The organism is Rhodococcus ruber NBRC 15591 (genome assembly GCF_001894945.1).
In the GTDB taxonomy this organism is placed as follows: Bacteria; Actinomycetota; Actinomycetes; order Mycobacteriales; family Mycobacteriaceae; genus Rhodococcus; species Rhodococcus ruber.
Genome location: NZ_BCXE01000021.1, coordinates 51,630 through 71,095, shown reverse-complemented (window position 1 = coordinate 71,095; position 19,466 = coordinate 51,630). Strand labels below are relative to the sequence as shown.

Genomic DNA, 19,466 nt, shown 5'->3' with positions numbered 1-19,466 from the left:
CCGTCGGCGCCGGGCCGTCAGCGCTCGGATCCGAGGTCGGTGAAGTCGGGACGGAAGGGCGCCTCGCTCCCCGTCCGCAGATCGAACGTGCTGCGGTTCTGCGTGAGAATGTCCGTGCCGTAGACGTGGATCGAGATCGCATCGGTCCCGTCGAGCGCTTCCACCGAGTGGATCGTTCCGTCGGGTACGACGGTCACCGTGCCCCGCGGGTTCACGAAGGTGTCGGCAACCTGGAGCCGGGCTCTGCCCGGCACACGCCCGTCGTCGAGCCGGCGATACCACGTCTCACGTTCCCGGCCCCGGTACACGCCGACCACCGCCCACGCACCGTGATTGTGGACCGGAGTGCTCACTCCGGCCCTGAACACCGCCACCAGGATCGACAGGTGCCCGTCCGAGGCCCGGTGGACGGGGTACAGCACCCAGTCCCGCGTCTCGGGACGCTCCTGGTACTGCGGGTCCAGCCAGTCGCTGTCGTCGGCGACTGCCGCGGCCAGAACCGCACGGACCGACTCCGGTCCGTCGCGCAGTGTGGACGCCTGTCGCAGGCGAGGGATCAGATCGTGAATCGACTGCCGGTGGCCGAGTTCGGCGTGCCTGTTCATGATGCACCTCCTGCAACCGCTTTCGAAGAGAACGGTATGCGCTCACCAGAGATGAGTGCATCGGTACCAGTACGGACGTCGCGCGCCGTCCCGGCGGTGCCGGAGGCCGGCTCACAGACCGAAGTCGACCGCTCGCCGCACCAGCTCCACCCTCGAGTTGATGCCGAGCTTCGCGTAGATGTTGGCGAGGTGGGTCTCGACCGTCCGCTCGCCGATGAACAGGCGCCGGCCGATCTCGAGGGAGCTGAGTCCGGCGACCGCCAGCGCGCCCACCTCTCGTTCCCGGGTGGTCAGGGCCTCCGGCCCCCACGCCGGGCGGTTCCGGCGGCCCCGCCGTACCCCCGTCAGGAAGGCCTCGATCTCGATCAACACCGCGTCCATGTCGCCGATCCAGGGCCAGTGATCGATCCCGGGTAGTTCGACGAGGGTCGCGCCCGGGATGCGCGCCGCGACGTAGCGGGAGTGTTCGACCGACAGCCACGGATCGTCGACGTGGTGGAGCAGAAGCGTCGGAACTCGGATCTCGTGCAGCCTCGGACGAAGATCGGTCGCGGCGCAGAGCCGGAACAGTTCCCGTGCCTGCGCCGGGCCCGCCGCCGCCCGGGCGTGACGCGCGAACCAGGATCGATACCGCTCGTCCCCGGCCAGTGTCGGATTCATCGACGCGATACCGGAGCCCGTCGCCCACCCCTCGTCGATGCCGGCCAGGACCGACGAGAAGAACTCCTCGCTCCACCCCGCCGCATACCCGTCGTCCTCCAGGAGCCGGGCATGCGCGTCCCACAGGATCATCGAACGTGTGCGGTCGGGGTACTTCAATGCGAACGAGGTGCAGATCCCGGCGCCGACGGCGACCCCGAACAGGGTCGCCCGCCGGGACCCGGCGGCGTCCATCACGACCCGGACGTCCTCGACGCAGGCGTCCATGGACACCTCCTCCCGTGGCACGTCCGACAGGCCGGTTCCCCGCTTGTCGAACCAGATCAGCCGGGTGAACGATCCCAGGCTGCGCAGGAAACGCGCGAAGAACCGCTCTTCCCAGGCGAGGTCGAGGTGTGAGACGAATCCCGGAACGAAGACGAGGTCGGGTCCCGCTCTGCCCAGCACCTGGTATGCGATGCTGACATCTCCGCCGGCGGCGTACCGGACCTCGTGGTCCATCCCTGCACCGTAACGCCGTCTGCCGCACTGTCAACCTCGGGTGAGACGTATCGATGCGGGGTGGCGCCGGCGGGTCGGCCGCTGCCGCGATCCGGCGCCTGATCCCGCTACTTCCCCGCGTGAGAGGCTGTCGATCATGCAGCAGCGGCGCTCAGCGCAGGCCCGGATCACCCTCGACGACGCGGTGGCGGTGACCCGCACCGGTGATCTCTGGATCTTTCGCGGCAGCAGCCACGCCGACCGCGCGATCCAGACGCTGACCAACGCCCCCGTCAACCACGTCGGCCTGGCAGTGGTGCTCGACGACCTGCCCCCACTGATGTGGCACGCCGAGCTGGGCAGGAGCCTGCCCGACATGTGGACCGGCCGGCACCACCGCGGTGTGCAGCTGCACGACCTGCGCGAGGCGGTGCAGGTGTGGAGCGCGCGGTACGGCCAGCGCGGTTGGCTGCGCCAGCTCGGCGTCGAGGTGACGCCGGCGCAGGAGGATCAGCTGCTGCGCACCGTCGCCCGGCTGGACGGCACGCCGTTCCCCTCGACGGGCCGGCTGGCGGGGCGCTGGTTCGCGGGCCGGCTGCCGTGGCGCACACGTCCGGCGGACGCGGGCCTCGAGCGCGCGTACTGCGCCGAGGTGGTGGGCGCGACCCTCGAGGCGATGGGCCTGCTCGAGCAGCGCGGACGCGGCAGCAACTGGTACGACCCCGGACGGTTCTGGAGCGGAGACCGGCTGCCCGCCGCTCCCGGTGTCTCGTGGGGACGCGAGATCGAGGTCGTGCCCCCTGGGGCCGGGTAGAGCCCGCACGGGCTGTGCCGTCGACGGGAGCCCGCGCCGTCGAATGGCCGCGTTCCCCGGCCCCGGCCGGTGACTTCGCGGGATCATGAGCCCATGTCGCGCCCCGCCATCGCACTGCAGGTCTACGTCCTCGACACACCGGATCCGTCCGGGCTGGCCTCGTTCTATGCCGCGCTGCTCGGCTGGGACATCGACGACGCCGCCACCGACGACGACTGGGTCCAGTTGCGTGCCCCTGCCGGTGGGGGCCTGGCGTTCCAGCTGGCACCCGAATTCACCCCGTCGACGTGGCCGGACGGCAGGGTGCGGTTGCAGGCGCACCTGGACCTCGAGGTGGACGACCTCGAGGCCGCGGAGGCGTGGGCCCTGCGGCACGGTGCGACCCGCGTCGCGGGTCCCAATCCCAGCCCTACCTTTCGTACCTACCGTGATCCGGGCGGCCACGTGTTCTGCCTCGTGCGTTCGGGGTGAGCCGCCGGGTACGCCGGGCTCCGCGCGCGGTGTCCTGCAGCCTCCCCGCTCCGAGACCGGTCACCGCGCCGGACCCGCTATCGACGCCGCCGCGCACGTCCGGCGCTCTTCGGGCGTCCCGCATTGCCGCGGCGGGTCTTCGGCTTCTTGTCGCCGACGACCTTCCTCGGTTGCGAACCCTGGCGTTCCCCGCGCCGCTTCTGCTTCGGCTGGGATTCGTCCTGCCGGCCCCGCGAGCTGTTGGCGGTGCGGCCCCGCACGATCCCGACGAACTCCTCGACCAGCTCGGTGGTCCGCTCCGACGGCCACACCAGTCCCACCTGGGACTGCGGGGCGTCGGTCACCGGCCGATACGTCAGATCCTTGCGGTGGTACAGCCGCGCCAACGACTGCGGCACGACCAGCACCCCCACCTCCGAGGCGACGTACGACACGGCCGCCTCCGTCGTAGCCGGCCGCTCGAACGCCTCCTGTCCCGGCAGGCGCGCCCAGTCCAGCACGTCGTCGCGCGGGTGCAGCACCGTTTCCTCCGCGAGATCCGCGACGTCCAGTTCGTCGACTGCCGCGACCGCATGGTCTTCGGGCACGACCACCACCGACGTCTCGGTGTAGAGATTGATCACCGACAGTCCGTCGCGAGGCAGCGGCAATCGCAGCACCGCGGCGTCGACCGTGCCGTCGCGCACCGCGCTCTCGCCGGCCGCGGCCGCCACCGGTACCAGTTCCAGGGGGACGTCGGGTATCCGTTCCGCCCACACCCGCGCCCATTTCCCGGGGGTGACACCGGGGACGTAGCCCAGCCGGAACGCCGGGGCGGACTCTTCGCTCACCCGCTCAGGCTAGCGGCCCGTGCGTCCAACGGCCGCCGAGCATCGTGCCCCACACCGCCGTCGCGGCCAGCTCCGCGCCGGAGCGGGGCAGCGTGTCCGCGTCGAGCACCACGAGGTCGGCGACGTCACCGGCGGTGACGCGGGTCCGGCCGCCGGTGGACGCTGCGAGCGCCACCTGCAGATCCAGTTCCTGCTCGCGGTGCCAGACGCGGCCGTCGGGCAGGGTGCGGTCGATCGCGGCGGCCAGGGTCCGCCACGGATCGAGGGGTGCGACCGGTGCGTCGGAGCCGAGGACGAGGCGCGCGCCCGCCGCGTGGAGCGTCGCGTACGGAAACGAGCGGTGCGTCCGGCCGGGCCAGTACCGCTCGGCCAGGTCCACGTCGTCGTACACGTGCGCCGGCTGGATGCTCGCCGCGATACCGGACCGCGCGAAGCGTGGGACGTCGCGCTCGGCCACGAGCTGAGCGTGTTCCACGCTGCCGTGTGCCCCGGTGGCGGCGAACGCGTCGAGCACGTGCGCACACGCGTGGTCGCCGATCGCGTGGACTGCGCTCTCGAACCCGTGGTCGTGGGCGTGGCGCATCAGCGGCTCGAGTTGTTCCGGAGGCACAGTCAGCACCCCGTGCTCGCCGTCGGGATACGGCTCGTGGCAGTAGGCGGTGCGGGTACCGAGCGACCCGTCGACGATCACCTTCACGGGACCGACCGTCGCCAGACCCGCCGTGCCGGGCACCGGGTCGCCGGTCCGCATTCCCGCCGCGATCGCGGCACCGAGCCACCGGGGCCAGATGCCGCACCGGACACGCAGGTACCGCGTCCCGGCGCCGATGCGGCGTGACCAGGCGGCCAGATTGTCGGCGATCTCGAAGTCGACGACCCCGACGACACCCCGGGCCGCGGCCGCTCGGGCCGCGGCGTCCACGAGCCGGTCGCGCACCTCGGCGTCCACGCGCTGGATGTCGTTCATCAGCGGCATGAACTCGCTCTCGCGCAGCAATCCCGTGGGATGTGGATGCAGCGAGAAGTGTTGTAGCGCGGAGGTATTGAACCAGGCGCAGTGCAGGTCCGCGCTGAGCGCGACGACCGGCCGGGCGGGGGCGATCGCATCGAGCACCGCTGCGGTGGGTGCGTCCGGCCACAGCCCGTCGCGAAAGCCGCGCGCGACCACGACGGGAGCGGGGTCGACGACCAGGCGGGCGGCCACCAGCGCGACCGCGTGCGCGGCCGACGTCGCGCCCGACAGGTCGAGCGCGGCGTGCGCGAGGGCCCACTGGTCGAAGTGCACGTGCGCGTCCCACAGTCCCGGCAGTACCAGTCGCCCCCCGACGTCGACGACCTCGGCGCCGCCCGCGGGATCGGAGACGACGCGGTCGCCGGTGATCGGCAGGTCGACCGGGTCGGCGCCGGGAGCGGTGCGGGCATTGCGCAGGACGAGGTGCGGCGGCACGGCTCAGCCTTCGACGATCTCGAACTCGTCGAACACGACCTCGCCGGCCGCGTCGGATTCGGCGAGGTTCACCTCGCCGAGCAGCGCCCAGCCGTGGTCGCCTTCGGGGTCGGCCAGGGTCTGCCGGACGCGCCACAGGTCCTTCTCCTCGACGACGGTGAACAGTTGCGGGCCCCGCGCGTCGGGACCGGTGCCGATCTCGTCGTACTCCTCGAAGTACAGTTCGAGGAGATCGGCCCAGTCCTGCGCTTCGAGTCCGTCGCCGAGGCCGGCGAGTGCGTCCCAGCGTCGTCGCGACGCCAGTTCCACCCGCTTGAACATCGCGTTGCGCACCATCACCTTGAACGCCCGTGGGTTCGCCGAGATCGGTTTGGGCACGTCCGCACCGAAGGCCACCTGCTGATCGTCGGATTCGATGCCGGGATTGGTCAGCGACTCCCACTCGTCGAGCAGGCTCGAATCGACCTGGCGGATCAGCTCGCCCAGCCACTCGGTGAGGTCTTCGAGTTCCTCGGTGCGGGCCGCGTCGGGAACCGTCTGGCGCAGGGCCCGGTAGGCGTCCGCGAGGTAGCGCAGCACCAGCCCCTCCGAGCGGGCCAGCCCGTAGTGGCCGACCAGTTCGGCGAACGTCATGGTGTGCTCGACCATGTCCCGCACGACCGACTTGGGGGACAGGGGGAACTCCGAGACCCACGGGTGCCCCGTGCGGTACGTCTCGAAGGCCGGCTCGAGCAGGTCCGCGAGCGGCTTCGGCCAGGTGATCTCCTCGAGGAGCTCCATCCGCTCCTCGTATTCGATGCCGTCGGCCTTCATCTGCTGCACGGCCTCACCACGGGCGGCGTGCTGCTGGGCCATGAGGATCTGCCGCGGATCGTCGAGCGTCGACTCGATCACGGACACCACGTCCAGCGCGTAGGTGGGGGAGTCGATGTCGAGCAGCTCGATCGCGGCGAGCGCGAACGGCGACAGGGGCTGGTTCAGCGCGAAGTCGCGTTGCAGGTCCACCGTCAGTCGCGCCGTCCGGCCGAACTCGTCGGGCTCGTCGAGCTGCTGCACCACGCCGGCCTGCACGAGCCCCCGATACAGCGAGATCGCCTTGAGGATGTGCCGGCGCTGGGCCGGGCGCGTCTCGTGGTTGTCCTCGAGCAGGTGACGCATCGCCTCGAAGCAGCTGCCCGGACGGGCGATCACGTTCAGCAACATGGAATTGCTCACGGAGAAGCGCGAGGTGAGGGGCTCGGGGGAGGCGGCGACGAGCTTGTCGAACGTGCCCTCGCCCCACGAGACGAACCCTTCGGGAGCCTTCTTACGCTGCACCTTGCGGCGCTTCTTCGGGTCGTCACCGGCCTTGGCGAGGGCCCGCACGTTCTCGATCTCGTGCTCGGGTGCCTGCACCACGACGGTGCCCATCGTGTCGAACCCGGCGCGGCCGGCGCGGCCGGCGATCTGATGGAACTCGCGGGCCTTGAGCTGCCGGGTCCGGGTGCCGTCGAATTTCGTCAGGCCGGTCAGCAGCACCGTCCGGATGGGCACGTTGATGCCCACGCCCAGCGTGTCGGTGCCGCAGATGACCTTGAGCAGGCCGTCTTGGGCCAGCCGCTCGACGAGTCGCCGGTACTTCGGCAACATCCCGGCGTGGTGCACGCCGATACCGTGCCGCACCAACCGCGAGAGCGTCCTGCCGAAACCGGTGGAGAACCGGAACGCGCCGATCGCCTCGGCGATCGCCTCCTTCTCCTCGCGGGAGCACATGCTGACGCTGGTCAGGGCCTGCGCTCGTTCCAGGGCGGCGGCCTGGGTGAAGTGGACGACGTAGACGGGGGCCTGATGGGTGGTGACCAGTTCCTCGATCTCTTCGCCGATCGGCTTCTGGGAATAGGTGAACGACAGCGGCACCGGCCGCTCGGAGCCGGAGACCTCGGTGGTGGGGCGGCCGGTGCGACGGGTCAGGTCCTTCTGCAGGAACGTGACGTCGCCGAGGGTCGCCGACATCAACAGGAACTGCGCACGGGGCAGCTCGACGAGGGGCACCTGCCAGGCCCAGCCACGGTCCGGCTCGGAGTAGAAGTGGAACTCGTCCATCACCACCTGGCCGATGTCCGAGTCGGCGCCCTCGCGCAGCGCCAGATTGGCGACGATCTCGGCGGTGGCGCAGACGATCGGGGCACCGGGGTTCACCGAGGCGTCACCGGTCATCATCCCGACCCGATCGGCGCCGAACACCTCGCACAGCGCGAAGAACTTCTCACTGACCAGGGCCTTGATCGGGGCCGTGTAGAACGTGCGCTTACCGGTGGCCAGGGCGAAGAAGTGCGCACCGAGTGCGACCATCGACTTGCCCGACCCGGTGGGCGTCGCGAGGATGACGTTCGACCCGGAGACCAGTTCGAGCAGCGCCTCCTCCTGCGCCGGATACAGCGAGAGGCCGCGCCCGGTCGTGAAGGCGGTGAAGGCGTCGAACAACGAGTCCTCGTCGACGATGTCGGGGATCAGTTCCGGAAGCAGCACCGCTCCAGGCTAGTTGTTGCCGGCGGGACCGCGCCGACGCGCCGGCCGGCCGCGGACCGCGGCGCCCGTCCCCGTCGAGTCCGCCGCTCGCCACGGTGGGCGGGGCGCTCAGGTGGCGCTGCGCTCGTCGGCGCCCATCGCACCGAGCACGGCCTGCCGGGTGGCCGGGCCGCCGGTGATCTGGCTCTCGCTGACGCCGTTGATCAGCAACTCACGCCAGCGCTCCTCGTCGAACACGAGAGGCGCGGTCGAGTCGAGGAACTCCTCGACCACCCGCAGGAACCGGATGGGGTCGTCGCGGAACGGGAAGTGACCGGCGCCGCGGAAGACGTCGAGCCGGGAATTCGGCATCGCCGAATGCGCCAGGTAACCGTGGCTCACCGGGATCACGCTGTCGTGATCTCCCCAGATCAGCTGCACGGGCAGGTTCTCGGTCAGGTAACAGCGGTCGAGCATCGTCACCACCTGCCCGCGCCAGTCCACGACGGCCCGCAGTGTGCGCAGGAACGCCTCGTAGGCGGTGGGATCGGGCAATCCGCTCAGGACGCGGATCAGATCCGACGTGTCGTGCAGGAAGACCCCCGGCCGCAGCGGCGTGTCGTGCAACTGCCCCAGCAGGCCGCCGGCGACGCGTACCGCGGGCATCGCGCCCGGCAGCCGGAGCAGCTTGAGGACCTCGCTCAGGCCCGGCATGGACAGCAGGCGCAGGGCGGGATGGACGTCCTTGGTGACGCCGCCTGCCGAGACCAGGATGAGCCGGTCGACCATCTGCGGGAACTGGTACGCGAACTGCATCGCGACGCCGCCGCCGAGGGAATGCCCGACCACCGTGACGTGCTCGATGCCCAGGACCGACAGCAGATCTCGGACCCCGTTGGCGTACGCGGCGACCGAATAGTCGGCGCGGGGCTTGTCGGAGCGGCCGTGGCCGAGCAGGTCCGGGGCGATGACGGTGTACTTACGGGCCAGGTGCGGGATGACTTCCTGCCAGGTCGAGGAGTTGTCGCCGATCCCGTGGATCAGCAGCAGCGCGGGCCCGTCGCCGGCGAGCCGGAACGCGCGGCGGTAACCGTGGATGGTCCGGAAGACCACCCGAGTCTCCGCATCCGGTACCGGCCGGAGCGTGCGTGTGCGTGATGAACCCATGTGCGTCTCCTGACCGCCGGATCCTCGTCGACCTGTGTCGTCCGAGGCGCCGGACCGTCGCCGGCCCGACCCTTCCGCTCAACTCGTCGAACCGAGCGTACTGACTGTATGTGACCTGCACAACGTCAAAGGTAACGAGAGAGTAATGATCAGGGGTCGGACCGGCGGCGATTCGAACCCGGTCAGGCGGGCGGTTCCGCCTCACCCGGCCCGTTTCCGCCGCGATCCTCGTACTCGGCGAGGAAACGTTCGAACTCGGCGCCGATCTCCTCGCCGGTCGGCAGATTCTCGTCCGTCGGCAGCTGGGCAGCCTGCTGCTCCTGCGCGGCGACATAGCTGTCGTACTGCCGCTCGAGTCCCCGGACCACCGCCTGCACTTCCTCGTTCTGGGCGATGTGCTCGTCGATCTGCTCGCGCACGCGCGCGGCGGCTTCGCCGAGCGCGGCCAGGGGCAGCCCGAGGCCCCCGGCTTCGGCGACGTTCTCGAGCAGCGTCTCGGCGGCACCCGGATAGTCGGTCTGTGCCAGGTAGTGCGGCACGTGGACCGAGAACCCCACCGACTCGTGACCGTGCTGCGCCATCCGCAGCTCGAGCAGTGACGACACCCCCGCCGGCACCTGCAGTTCGCCCGTCCAGCGATGGTGATCGGCGATCAGGTCCTTGTTCGTCGAGTGCGCGGTCACGCCCAGTGGGCGGGTGTGGGGAATCGCCATCGGGATCGCGCTGATCCCGATCGTGCGCCGGACGCCGAACTGCTCGGCCAGCAGGCGCACCGCGGTGATGAACCGCTCCCATTTCAGGTCGGGCTCCGCGCCGGCGAGAAGCAGGAAGGGAGTACCGGCGGTGTCGATCAGGGCGTACAGGTTGAGTTCCGGGGCGGCGTAATCCGAGAAGTGATCGGCCTTGAACGTCATGGTCGGGCGCCGGGACCGGTAGTCGATCAGCTCGTCCACGGCGAACGACGCGACGAGCTCGCTTTCGAGGCTCTCCCGCAGGTGTGTGGTGGCGAGCCGTACCGCATGCCCCGCGTCGGCGAACCCTTCGAGGCCGTGCACCAGGACGGGGCCCTCGCCGTCCGCGGACGTCAACCGGGGCGCAGGGAACTCGAGCTCGTACATGCGGGACTGGTCGTCCATGCGAACATCCTCCGTTCGATCCGGGGCGCCGTGATACCGCCGGGTCCCCGGCGTGGCATGGTGGAGTTCGAGTCTAGTTGAACTGATGATCAGCTTCCGCCGGGGCGTGACCCGGCGGAACGCGACAGCGGAGGTCCGGTGGCACCCCACAGCGCAGGAGACGACGTCCGGCCGCCGCGCCGCCCCCCGGCCCCCGGCCGCCGGCTGGGCGCCACCGCGTTCGGCGCGGTGCTGCTGCTCGCCGCCGGGTGCTCGTCGACCGTCGGCGGGACACCCCAGCCCGAGCCGGCCGCGCTGGCCACCACGGGCGACGCCGCGACCGCGAGCCGCCCCCTCGCCGAACTGCTGCTGCCCCCCGAGGAGTTCCCCGAGCCGTACGACGCGGTGGTACTCCCGCCGCAGGCGGTCGCCCAGGCCGCTCCCGATCTCACGGGCGTGCCCGAGGGTGCCAAGGTGGATCCACCCGGCTGCCTGCCACCGCCGCAGAATTTCGGCCCGGACGGGACCGCGATGGTGGTCGGCACGGACAACGACAGCCGGGCCACCATCTCGGTGGAACTCGTCGCCGTCACCGACGAGCTGGCCGCCTACCGCGAGCATCTCGTCGAATGCCCCGTCGTCGCGGCGACCCGCCGGGGCGTCACCGCCACCGTGACCACCACGCTCGACCCGTCGGCGCCCCCGGCGCCCCCGGGGGTCGAGACCCTCGCCTTCACCCGGACCGTCCGGTCGGGGGAGGGCCGGGAGGTGGTCACCCAGTCGATGACCAGCCGCATCGCCCAGCTCGGCGACGTGCGGGTGCTGGTGACCTACATGTCCTTCGGTGCCGGGCCCGCCGACACCGGCGGCCTCACCCGGGTCTTCGACGCGAGCGTGGAGCGTGTTCGCGCCGCCTGAGTGCAGTCGCTCGAGCGCGGCACGCTACCAGCGCCCGCCGACAACGGGCGGTCCGGACTCCCGCAACCGCCGTAGTTGTCCACAACCGGGGCGTTCGTCCCCAGATTCGGCGAATCCGGGTCGCACGGTCTCCGGGGGCGCGGACCGTCGGGGACAGTCGGGCCATGACCACATCGACTTCCTCGCCCCGCCCGCTGCGACTCACCGATCCGGGTGAACTGATCGCCGCCGTGCCGGCCATGCTCGGCTTCCTTCCCGCGCGGTCGCTGATCGTGCTGAGTCTCGCGTCCGACGCGGGTGGCGGACGCGACGGCGCCCGGTCCGCGGCCGTCGGCGCCGTCATGCGCCACGACCTGATGCTGCCTCCCGGCGAGGACGATCCGGTACCGGCCGCGATGCGTGACGTCTTCGAGCGGTTCGGTGCGCTCTGCGACCGGGAGGGCGCCGACGCCGTGCTCGTCGTCCTCGTCGACGACCGCCTCGACCATCCGGACGCCCCCGCCGTCGCCGCAGCCTGCCGCTTGCTCGACGACTTCGCCGTCCGTCTCGATCGTCACGGGATCCGCATCGCCGGCGCCCACGCCGTCTCCGAAGTCGCCTGTGGCAAGATATGGTTCGCGCTCGTCGGCGGCGTGCACGGGACGGTGCCGGACCCGCAGGCCTCACCCGTCGCCGCCGCTCGGGTCTTCGAGGGCGGAGCCATCCGACGGTCGCGCGCCGAACTCGCCGACCTGCTGGCCCCCGTGCCGATGCCCGGACGGCTGCAGGTCGCCGACCACATCGACGAGGCGATCGACACCCGCGACCTCGCCTACGAACTCGCCGTCCGTGCCGGCGGCCGCGAGCGCGCCGACCGTCAGGAACTCGAGGCCGTCCTGAGTCACATCGCCCGGCACGGCGACGGCGCCGAACTGCTCGCCCCCGAACTCGCCGAACTCGCAGTCCTGCTGTCGAACTCGACCGTGCGGGACGCGGTGATGGCCCTCGCGACGGGTGCCGAGTCCGACACTGCCGAACGATTGTGGATCGCGCTCACCCGGCGTCTCCCGGACCCGGAACGAGCCGAGGCCGCCGCTCTCGTCGGCTACAGCGCATACGTACGTGGCGACGGGCCGCTCGCCGGGGTCGCTTTGGGTGTCGCACTCGAATCGAATCCGCGGCACCGGCTGGCCGACCTTCTCGACCAGGCCCTGCAGGCCGGGTTGCGGCCGCACACCGTGCGCGGTCTCGCCGACACCGGCTACGAGATCGCCGCGCGGCTCGGGGTGCGAATGCCCCCGCCGGAGCCGGCGGCGTGACCTCGGCCGCTCAGCGCCGTGCCGCGTGCGACCGGTCGCCGAGCCCCTGCAGGTAGGCCCACGCGTCGGTGACGATCTCGTCGAGGCTCGTGTGCTGCGGCTTCCAGCCCAGTTCCTCGACGGCGCGGCGGCTCGAGGCGATCAGCACGGCCGGGTCCCCGGCACGCCGGGCGGCGTCGACGACCGTGATAGGCAGCCCCGTCACCCGGCGACACGCCTCGATGACCTCCCGGACGGTGAAACCCTCACCGCTGCCGAGGTTGTAGACGGCGTGTTCGCCGGGACGGGCGGACTCCAGTGCCAGAAGATGGGCGTCGGCGAGGTCCTTGACATGGATGTAGTCCCGCACCGCCGTACCGTCCTTGGTCGGCCAGTCGGTGCCGAACACCGAGATGTGCTCGCGCTGGCCGAGGGCCACCTGCAGCACGAGCGGAATCAGGTGGGTCTCGACCACGCGGTTCTCCCCGGCGCCGTGGTACGCACCCGCGACGTTGAAGTAACGCAGGCTCGTCGCGGCCAGCCCGTAGGCCCGCGTGTAGGACGAGATCGCATGGTCGATGGCGAGTTTCGTGGCGCCGTACGGGTTGGTGGGACGGGCGGGGGCGTCCTCGGTGATCGGGACCTGCTCCGGTTCGCCGTACGTCGCCGCCGTCGACGAGAACACCAGCCGCGGAGTTCCCGATCGCCGGATCGCGTCGAGCAGGGCGAGGGTCGCGACGACGTTGCCGTGCCAGTACTTGTCCGGCTGTTCGACGGACTCGCCGACCAGCGACTGCGCCGCGAAATGCAGCACACCGTCGAATCGGGGCCGAGCGCCGTCGCCGAGCACCGTCGCGGCGGCGGTGGCGATGTCGCCCTCGACGAACTCCGCGCCGGCCGGCACGGCGTCGGCGTTGCCGGTGGACAGATCGTCGAGGACCACCACCTCGTGTCCCTGCTCGAGCAGCACCGTGCTGCAGACGCTGCCCACATACCCGGCGCCGCCGGTCACCAGAAGCCTCACGCTGTGCGCCCCTTCTTCGCCGGCCCGCGCAGGGCCGGCGAACGGGCCTGCCTCAGACCTGCTTCACCTGCACCGCGTGGGCCATTTCGTCGGAAAGTTCGAAGCCGTCGTGGCCGGGCACGTTGATGACCACCGACCCAGGCTTCGTCTCGACTGTAACGCGTGCGTCGGGCACGATCCCCGCCTCCCGCAGCCGGCCGATCACCTCGTGATCGGACTGCACGTATTCGGCGAGCCGTCGCACGACCACGGCGGTCGGCTTACCCGGCGGAATCTCGGTGAGCCGGACCAGCGGCTCGTCCGCCGCCACCGGCCGGTCCAGGCCGAGCTGGTCCAGTCCGGGGATGGGGTTGCCGTACGGCGACGTCGTGGGGTTGTGCAGCACCTCGACGAGGCGGCGCTCGACCTCCTCGCTCATCACGTGTTCCCAGCGGCAGGCCTCGGCGTGCACGTTCTCCCAGTCGAGGCCGATCACGTCCACGAGCAGCCGCTCGGCGAGCCGATGCTTGCGCATGACCGACACCGCCAGATCGCGGCCCTTCTCGGTCAGCTCGAGGTGCCGGTCGCCCGCCACCCGCAGCAGCCCGTCCCGCTCCATCCGGGCGACGGTCTGACTCACAGTCGGGCCGCTCTGCTCCAGGCGTTCGGCGATGCGCGCACGCAGCGGCACGACGCCCTCTTCCTCCAAGTCGTAGATCGTCCGGAGGTACATCTCCGTGGTATCGACCAGGTCCTTCACTCTCACACCCCTTCGTCTGCGGCCGATTCTAACCGGGCGAAACCCCCGGCGGGTGAACCCCGAGCGGCCCCGCCCGGCGCGGTGGGCGGTGGGCACGCCGAGGTCTTCGGGCACTCGCGTCACCCGGAGCGGCGCAGTAGCTTTGTGGCCATGACCACGACCTCCGCCGCGACGGGCGATCCGACACATCCGAGCGGCGACCGAGTGGTGGTGTGGAGTCCGGACTACCTCGACTACCGGTGGGGTCCGTCCCACCCGATGAACCCCACCCGGCTCGATCTCACGATGGCGTTGTCCCGGGGTCTCGGCCTGCTCGAGGGGGTGGAGACCCTGCGCCCGCCGGCCGCGACCGACGCCGATCTGCTGCGCATCCACACCCCCGCCTACGTCGAGGCCGTCAAGCACGCCGGCAACCTGCCTCCCGGCTCGACCGCCGGACCGGAGGCCCCGCACGGTCTCGGCACCGAGGACAACCCGATCTTCCCGCGCATGCACGAGGCGAGCGCCGTCCTCGCGGGCGGCACCCTCGCGGCCGCGCGCGAGATCGCGGCCGGCCGCACCCGGCGGGCGGTGAGCATCGGCGGCGGGATGCACCACGCGATGGCCGACTGGGCCGCCGGATTCTGCGTCTACAACGACGCCGCCATCGCGATCTCGTGGCTCCTCGACAACGGCTTCGACCGGATCGCCTACCTCGATGTCGACGCCCACCACGGCGACGGAGTGCAGCACGCGTTCCTCGGCGATCCCCGGGTGCTCACCGTCTCCGTCCACCAGCACCCCGCGACGCTGTGGCCGAACACCGGCTGGTCCAGCGAGATCGGTACCGGTGCCGCCGAGGGCACCGCGGTCAACCTGCCGGTCCTGCCCGGCACCGTCGACGCCCTGTGGCTGCGCGCGTTCCACGCCGTCGTCCCCGCGGCGGTCGCCGCGTTCCGGCCGCAGATCATCATCAGCCAGTGCGGTGCCGACAGCCACCGGGAGGATCCGCTGGCCGACCTCTCGTTGACCGTCGACGGTCAACGCGCGGCGTACCTGGCGATGCGTGAGCTCGCGGACCGGCACTGCGAGGGTCGGTGGCTCGCCGTCGGAGGGGGTGGCTACGGGCTGGTGCGGGTGGTACCGCGATCGTGGACCCACCTGATCGCCGCCGTGCTCGACCGCGAGATCGACCCCGCTACGCCGATTCCCGGCGAATGGCGGGAGCGGGTCGCTGCGATGGCACCGGGGGTCGATCTGCCGACCGTGATGGGGGAGGGCGGCGACGTGGCGTATCTGCCGTGGGACGGTCCCGGCGGCACCCCCGAGACCGGCGTCGCCTCGTTCGATCGTGCCCTCAGCCGAGTCGACTCGGCCATCGTCGCCACCCGTCGGGCCTGCTTCCCGCTGCTCGGCCTGGACCCGGAGGACCCGCGTGACTGAATCCGAGAGCACAGCATCCGAGAGCACAGCATCCGAGAGCACAGCATCCGAGAGCACAGCATCCGAGAGCACAGCATCCGAGAGCACAGCATCCGAGAGCACCGCATCCGAGGGCACGCCTCACGGCCCCGCGGGACAGACGCCCGACGGCGACGCACCCGCCGGCACGCAGGCCGACGCCGCAGCGCGCGCCCAGGCGGAGAAGGACGCCGCCCGGGAGCGGGCACTCGCCGTCGCGCGGAACTACCCCAAGCACTGGGTGGCGGACGTCCTGGCCTCCGACGGGAAGGCCGTGCACCTGCGGCCCATCGTCCCCGAGGACGCGGACCTGCTCGTGGATTTCCACAGCAAACTCTCGGAGCGCACCCGCTACCTTCGCTACTTCGGTCCCTACCCGACGATGTCGAAACGGGACCTGTTCAACTTCACCGTGGTCGACCACCACCGCCGGGTCGCCTTCGTGGCCCTGCTCGGCGGGGAGATCATCGCGGTCGGCCGCTACGAGGGACTGCCCGAGGGCGACGGCCTGTCCGCCGAGGTCGCCTTCACCGTCGCCGACGCGCATCAGGGCCGCGGTCTCGGCCCCATCCTGCTCGAGCACCTGGCAGGCGCCGCCGCCGAGAACGGCATCCACACCTTCGTCGCGGAGGTACTCGCCGAGAACCGCAACATGGTCACGGTGTTCCGCGAGGCCGGATACCAGGTCAGCCGTAGTTTCGAGGGCGGCGTGGTGCGGCTCGAATTCGCCATCGACCCCACCGAGGCGCTGGTGTCGGTACGCAATGCCCGCGAACGGGCCGCCGAGGCGCGGAGCGTCCGCAACCTGCTCAGCCCGGGCAGCGCCGCCGTCATCGGCGCGTCCACCGACAGTCGCAAGGTCGGTAACGCGGTCCTGGTCAACATGCTGCGCAGCGGCTTCACCGGCCCGGTCTATCCGGTCAACGCCGAGCACCGCTCGGTGCGCGGCGTGCGGGCCTATCCGACCGTCCGCGACATCCCCGACGACATCGACCTCGCGATCGCGGCGGTCCCGGCCGAGGCCATCGACGCGGTGCTCGACGACTGCCTCGCCAAGGGCGTCAAGGCGCTGCTCGTCGTGTCGTCCGGCTTCGGCGAGACCGGACCGGAAGGCCGGGCCGCGGAACGCCGCCTCGCGCACGCGGCACGGGCACACGGCATGCGGCTGATCGGTCCGAACGCCCTCGGTGTCGCCAACAACGACCCCGAGGTCCGTCTCAACGCCACCCTCGCGCCCGTGCTGCCCGCGGCCGGCAACGTCGGCTTCTTCTGCCAGTCCGGCGCGCTGGGCATCGCGATCCTCGACGAGGCCGCCAAGACCGGCGTCGGCCTGTCCTCGTTCGTCTCCGCCGGCAACCGCGCCGACCTGTCGGGCAACGACCTGCTGCAGTACTGGGACACCGATCCGGCCACCGAGGTGGTGCTGCTGTACCTCGAGAGCTTCGGCAATCCGCGCAAGTTCTCGCGCATCGCCCGGCGCGTGGCTCGCAGCAAGCCGATCGTCGCCGTCAAGAGCGGTCGGCACGCCGTGCCCCCCGTCCTGGCCGCCCGGACGGGGGAAATGGACGACACCATCGTGCGGGACCTGTTCGAGCAGGCCGGGGTCGTGCAGGTGGGTTCGATCTCCCAGTTGTTCGATTCGGCCCTGTTGTTCGGCTATCAGCCGCTGCCGGCCGGCCCGCGCGTCGCGGTGGTGGGCAACTCCACGGCGCTGGGTGTGCTCGCCGTCGACGCCGCCCGGAGTGAGGGCCTGCACGTCGGCGAACCCGTCGATCTGGGGGCCGCGGCGTCCCCACAGCAGTTCGCGGCGGCCGTCACCCACGCACTCGAATCCACCGATGTCGACGCGGTGATCGCAGTGTTCGTACCGCCGGTCGCCGTGACGGTCGAGCCGTACGCGCAGGCCCTGCGCGACGCCGTTGCCGGCACCGACAAGCCGGTGCTCACGACGTTCCTCGCCACCGAGGGCCTGCCCGACGTCCTCGCGGTGCGCGGACCCGACGGTCACCCCACCCGAGGTTCGGTGCCCTCGTATCCGGGTCCCGAGCGGGCGGCCCTCGCGCTGGCCCGGGCATGGCGGTATGCCAAGTGGCGCAGCCGTCCCGCCTCCCAGGTCGTCCGCCCGGCGGGCATCGACGCAGAGAAGGCCCGCACCCTCGTCGAGGGTTGGCTCGCGACGTCGCCGGAGGGGCGCTGGCTCTCGGACACCGAGGCCGCACTCCTGCTCGCGTGCTACGGCGTGCACATCGCGGAGTTCCGGGCGGTGACCACTGCCGAGGAAGCCGTCGCCGCCGCGGAGGAGATCGGGTTTCCCGTCGCGGTGAAGGCCACCGGCGCCCACTGGCGGCACCGGCCGGACCTGAGCGGTGTGCGGCTGGATCTGCTCGGACCCGAGGCGGTGCGGATCGCGTACCGAGACCTCGCCGCGGTCTCGGGGGAGCCGTTGCTGCACGTGCAGAAGATGGCCACCAAGGGCATCGGATGCGTCGTGCAGGTCCAGGACGACCCGTCGTTCGGGTCGCTGATCTCGTTCGGTCTGGCCGGAGTCATCTCCGACCTGCTCGGCGACCGCGCCTTCCGGGTCCTGCCGGTCACCGAGGACGAGGCCGTCGAGCTGATCGACGCCCCCAAGGCGGCGCCACTGCTGTCCGGCTACCGCAACACCGAACCGGTCAGCAAGTCGGCACTCGTCGACCTGGTCCAGCGCATCTCCGCCCTTGCCGACGACCTACCGGAGGTACGGGAGATCGCGTGCGAACCGGTCCTCGCGTCCCCCACCGGCGCCGAGCTCACCGACGCGCACCTGCGGATCGGTCCCGAGCCGCACCCACTCGACCTCGGCCCGCGCCGGCTGCGTTGAACGGACCACGGCGGTCCGGCCGGCTCTGCCAGACGGACCACGCCGGTCCCGCCGGCTGCGCTGGACCGGCCACAGAGACAAAGATCCCCGAGAACCCAGCCCGGTTCTCGGGGATCGTCCGGCCGACTGCCCGGTCAGCTGGCGTAGGCGCGCAGACGTTCGGCGCGGTCGCCCTCGCGGAGCTTGCCCATCACCTCGCGTTCGATCTGGCGGACTCGCTCACGGGAGAGGCCGAAGAGCTTGCCGATCTGGTCGAGGGTGCGGGGCTGGCCGTCGTCGAGGCCGTAACGCAGACGGATCACCTGCTGCTCGCGCTCGTCCAGGGTGGCCAGGACGCTGCGCACGTCGCTGTGCAACAGCCCGGCGATCACCGCGTTCTCCGCGGACGTCGCCTCGGCATCCTCGATGAAGTCGCCGAGCGGGGCCTCCTCGTCGTTGCCGACCGGCATGTCCAGGCTCACCGGGTCGCGGCTGTGGTCCAGCAGGTCGCCGATCTTCTCGACCGGGATGCCGGACTCCGCGGACAGTTCGTCGTCGGTCGCCTCCCGGCCGAGCTGCTGGTGCAGTTCCCGCTTGATCCGGGCCAGCTTGTTGACCTGCTCGACGAGATGGACGGGGAGCCGGATCGTGCGGCTCTGGTCGGCCATACCGCGGGTGATGGCCTGACGGATCCACCAGGTGGCGTAGGTCGAGAACTTGAAGCCCTTGGCGTAGTCGAACTTCTCCATGGCGCGGATCAGTCCGAGGTTGCCCTCCTGGATCAGGTCCAGCAGGGGCATGCCACGGCCGGTGTAACGCTTGGCCAGCGACACGACCAGACGCAGGTTCGCCTCGAGCAGATGGCTGCGAGCGGCCTGTCCGTCGCGCACCAGGATCGCGAGGTCGCGCTTCTTCGCTGCGGTGAGCCGCTTCTTGGTCTCCAGCAGGTGCTGGGCGTACAGGCCGGCCTCGATCCGCTTGGCCAGTTCCACCTCGTCCGCAGCGCTCAGCAGGGCCGTGCGGCCGATCCCGTTCAGATAGACGCGGACCAGGTCTGCGGCCGGGCTCTGGCTGTCGAGGTCGGAATCGACGCGGGCGGTGGTATCGGGGCGTGCCATGACGTGCCTCCTCATCGGTGGTGTCTCGAAGCGTT

At 71.1% G+C, this 19,466-nt stretch carries 16 protein-coding genes; 6 read left to right on the top strand and 10 right to left on the bottom strand.

All coding sequences use genetic code 11. From position 1 onward, the window contains the following. Positions 1–17: 17 nt before the first annotated feature. Positions 18–605: a cysteine dioxygenase family protein gene (locus RR3_RS13415; RefSeq protein WP_010592619.1), complete on the bottom strand. Its 588-nt coding sequence runs from the start codon at positions 603–605 to the stop codon at positions 18–20. Positions 606–716: 111 nt separating this feature from the next. After that, positions 717–1,766 carry an alpha/beta fold hydrolase gene (locus tag RR3_RS13410; RefSeq protein WP_064066336.1) on the bottom strand — a complete coding sequence of 350 codons (1,050 nt, stop codon included), beginning with the start codon at positions 1,764–1,766 and terminating at the stop codon, positions 717–719. A 136-nt stretch (positions 1,767–1,902) separates the two neighbouring features. Between RR3_RS13410 and RR3_RS13405 the strand changes: the two genes are divergently transcribed. Both RR3_RS13405 and RR3_RS13400 read left to right on the top strand, forming a co-directional pair. Next, on the top strand, positions 1,903–2,559 hold the full coding sequence (locus RR3_RS13405) for a hypothetical protein (RefSeq protein ID WP_064066337.1): 657 nt from the start codon (positions 1,903–1,905) through the stop codon (positions 2,557–2,559). A gap of 93 nt (positions 2,560–2,652) precedes the next feature. Continuing rightward, positions 2,653–3,030: a VOC family protein gene (locus RR3_RS13400; RefSeq protein ID WP_064066338.1), complete on the top strand. Its 378-nt coding sequence runs from the start codon at positions 2,653–2,655 to the stop codon at positions 3,028–3,030. Positions 3,031–3,107: 77 nt separating this feature from the next. Here the strand turns inward: RR3_RS13400 and RR3_RS13395 are convergent, their stop codons facing one another. From RR3_RS13395 to RR3_RS13375, 5 genes are all read right to left on the bottom strand, one after another. Further along, entirely contained in the window at positions 3,108–3,860 is a 753-nt protein-coding gene (locus tag RR3_RS13395; RefSeq protein ID WP_017680655.1) for a LysR family substrate-binding domain-containing protein, read from the bottom strand. Between the two features lie 4 nt (positions 3,861–3,864). After that, positions 3,865–5,307, bottom strand: a complete 1,443-nt coding sequence (locus tag RR3_RS13390) for an amidohydrolase (RefSeq protein ID WP_064066339.1) — start codon at positions 5,305–5,307, stop codon at positions 3,865–3,867. Positions 5,308–5,310: 3 nt separating this feature from the next. After that, positions 5,311–7,815 (bottom strand): DEAD/DEAH box helicase, encoded by a 2,505-nt coding sequence (locus tag RR3_RS13385; protein WP_017680653.1) that lies wholly within the window; start codon positions 7,813–7,815, stop codon positions 5,311–5,313. 108 nt (positions 7,816–7,923) lie between these two features. Beyond that, on the bottom strand, positions 7,924–8,961 hold the full coding sequence (locus tag RR3_RS13380; protein WP_010592612.1) for an alpha/beta fold hydrolase: 1,038 nt from the start codon (positions 8,959–8,961) through the stop codon (positions 7,924–7,926). A 182-nt stretch (positions 8,962–9,143) separates the two neighbouring features. Further along, positions 9,144–10,097 (bottom strand): proteasome assembly chaperone family protein, encoded by a 954-nt coding sequence (locus RR3_RS13375; RefSeq protein WP_010592611.1) that lies wholly within the window; start codon positions 10,095–10,097, stop codon positions 9,144–9,146. A 138-nt stretch (positions 10,098–10,235) separates the two neighbouring features. On the opposite strand from RR3_RS13375, the gene RR3_RS13370 reads away from it, so the two are divergent. Beyond that, entirely contained in the window at positions 10,236–10,994 is a 759-nt protein-coding gene (locus RR3_RS13370) for a hypothetical protein (RefSeq protein ID WP_010592610.1), read from the top strand. Between the two features lie 164 nt (positions 10,995–11,158). Then, the gene (locus RR3_RS13365; RefSeq protein ID WP_010592609.1) at positions 11,159–12,292 is read left to right on the top strand and encodes a DUF4192 domain-containing protein; all 1,134 of its coding nucleotides are present in this window, start codon (positions 11,159–11,161) and stop codon (positions 12,290–12,292) included. A gap of 10 nt (positions 12,293–12,302) precedes the next feature. On the opposite strand, the gene galE is transcribed toward RR3_RS13365, so the two are convergent. Both galE and RR3_RS13355 read right to left on the bottom strand, forming a co-directional pair. Then, positions 12,303–13,295 (bottom strand): UDP-glucose 4-epimerase GalE, encoded by a 993-nt coding sequence (gene galE / locus RR3_RS13360; protein ID WP_026137735.1) that lies wholly within the window; start codon positions 13,293–13,295, stop codon positions 12,303–12,305. A 52-nt stretch (positions 13,296–13,347) separates the two neighbouring features. Continuing rightward, positions 13,348–14,034, bottom strand: a complete 687-nt coding sequence (locus RR3_RS13355) for an iron-dependent transcriptional repressor DtxR (protein WP_010592606.1) — start codon at positions 14,032–14,034, stop codon at positions 13,348–13,350. 150 nt (positions 14,035–14,184) lie between these two features. Here RR3_RS13355 and RR3_RS13350 point away from each other — a divergent pair, with 150 nt between their 5' ends. After that, positions 14,185–15,456: an acetoin utilization protein AcuC gene (locus RR3_RS13350; protein ID WP_010592605.1), complete on the top strand. Its 1,272-nt coding sequence runs from the start codon at positions 14,185–14,187 to the stop codon at positions 15,454–15,456. A 259-nt stretch (positions 15,457–15,715) separates the two neighbouring features. Further along, positions 15,716–18,334 (top strand): bifunctional acetate--CoA ligase family protein/GNAT family N-acetyltransferase, encoded by a 2,619-nt coding sequence (locus tag RR3_RS13345; RefSeq protein ID WP_234420204.1) that lies wholly within the window; start codon positions 15,716–15,718, stop codon positions 18,332–18,334. 134 nt (positions 18,335–18,468) lie between these two features. On the opposite strand, the gene RR3_RS13340 is transcribed toward RR3_RS13345, so the two are convergent. Beyond that, a complete protein-coding gene (locus RR3_RS13340; RefSeq protein ID WP_003935593.1) occupies positions 18,469–19,431 on the bottom strand; it encodes a sigma-70 family RNA polymerase sigma factor in 963 nt (320 codons plus the stop codon). Positions 19,432–19,466: the final 35 nt, after the last annotated feature.

Excerpts from the sequence above, each read along its gene's own strand:
- RR3_RS13415 (WP_010592619.1), bottom strand. The coding sequence starts at position 605 with ATGAACAGGCACGCCGAACTCGGCCACCGGCAGTCGATTCACGATCTG.
- RR3_RS13410 (WP_064066336.1), bottom strand. The coding sequence starts at position 1,766 with ATGGACCACGAGGTCCGGTACGCCGCCGGCGGAGATGTCAGCATCGCA.
- RR3_RS13405 (WP_064066337.1), top strand. The coding sequence starts at position 1,903 with ATGCAGCAGCGGCGCTCAGCGCAGGCCCGGATCACCCTCGACGACGCG.
- RR3_RS13400 (WP_064066338.1), top strand. The coding sequence starts at position 2,653 with ATGTCGCGCCCCGCCATCGCACTGCAGGTCTACGTCCTCGACACACCG.
- RR3_RS13380 (WP_010592612.1), bottom strand. The coding sequence starts at position 8,961 with ATGGGTTCATCACGCACACGCACGCTCCGGCCGGTACCGGATGCGGAG.
- RR3_RS13375 (WP_010592611.1), bottom strand. The coding sequence starts at position 10,097 with ATGGACGACCAGTCCCGCATGTACGAGCTCGAGTTCCCTGCGCCCCGG.
- RR3_RS13365 (WP_010592609.1), top strand. The coding sequence starts at position 11,159 with ATGACCACATCGACTTCCTCGCCCCGCCCGCTGCGACTCACCGATCCG.
- RR3_RS13350 (WP_010592605.1), top strand. The coding sequence starts at position 14,185 with ATGACCACGACCTCCGCCGCGACGGGCGATCCGACACATCCGAGCGGC.
- RR3_RS13340 (WP_003935593.1), bottom strand. The coding sequence starts at position 19,431 with ATGGCACGCCCCGATACCACCGCCCGCGTCGATTCCGACCTCGACAGC.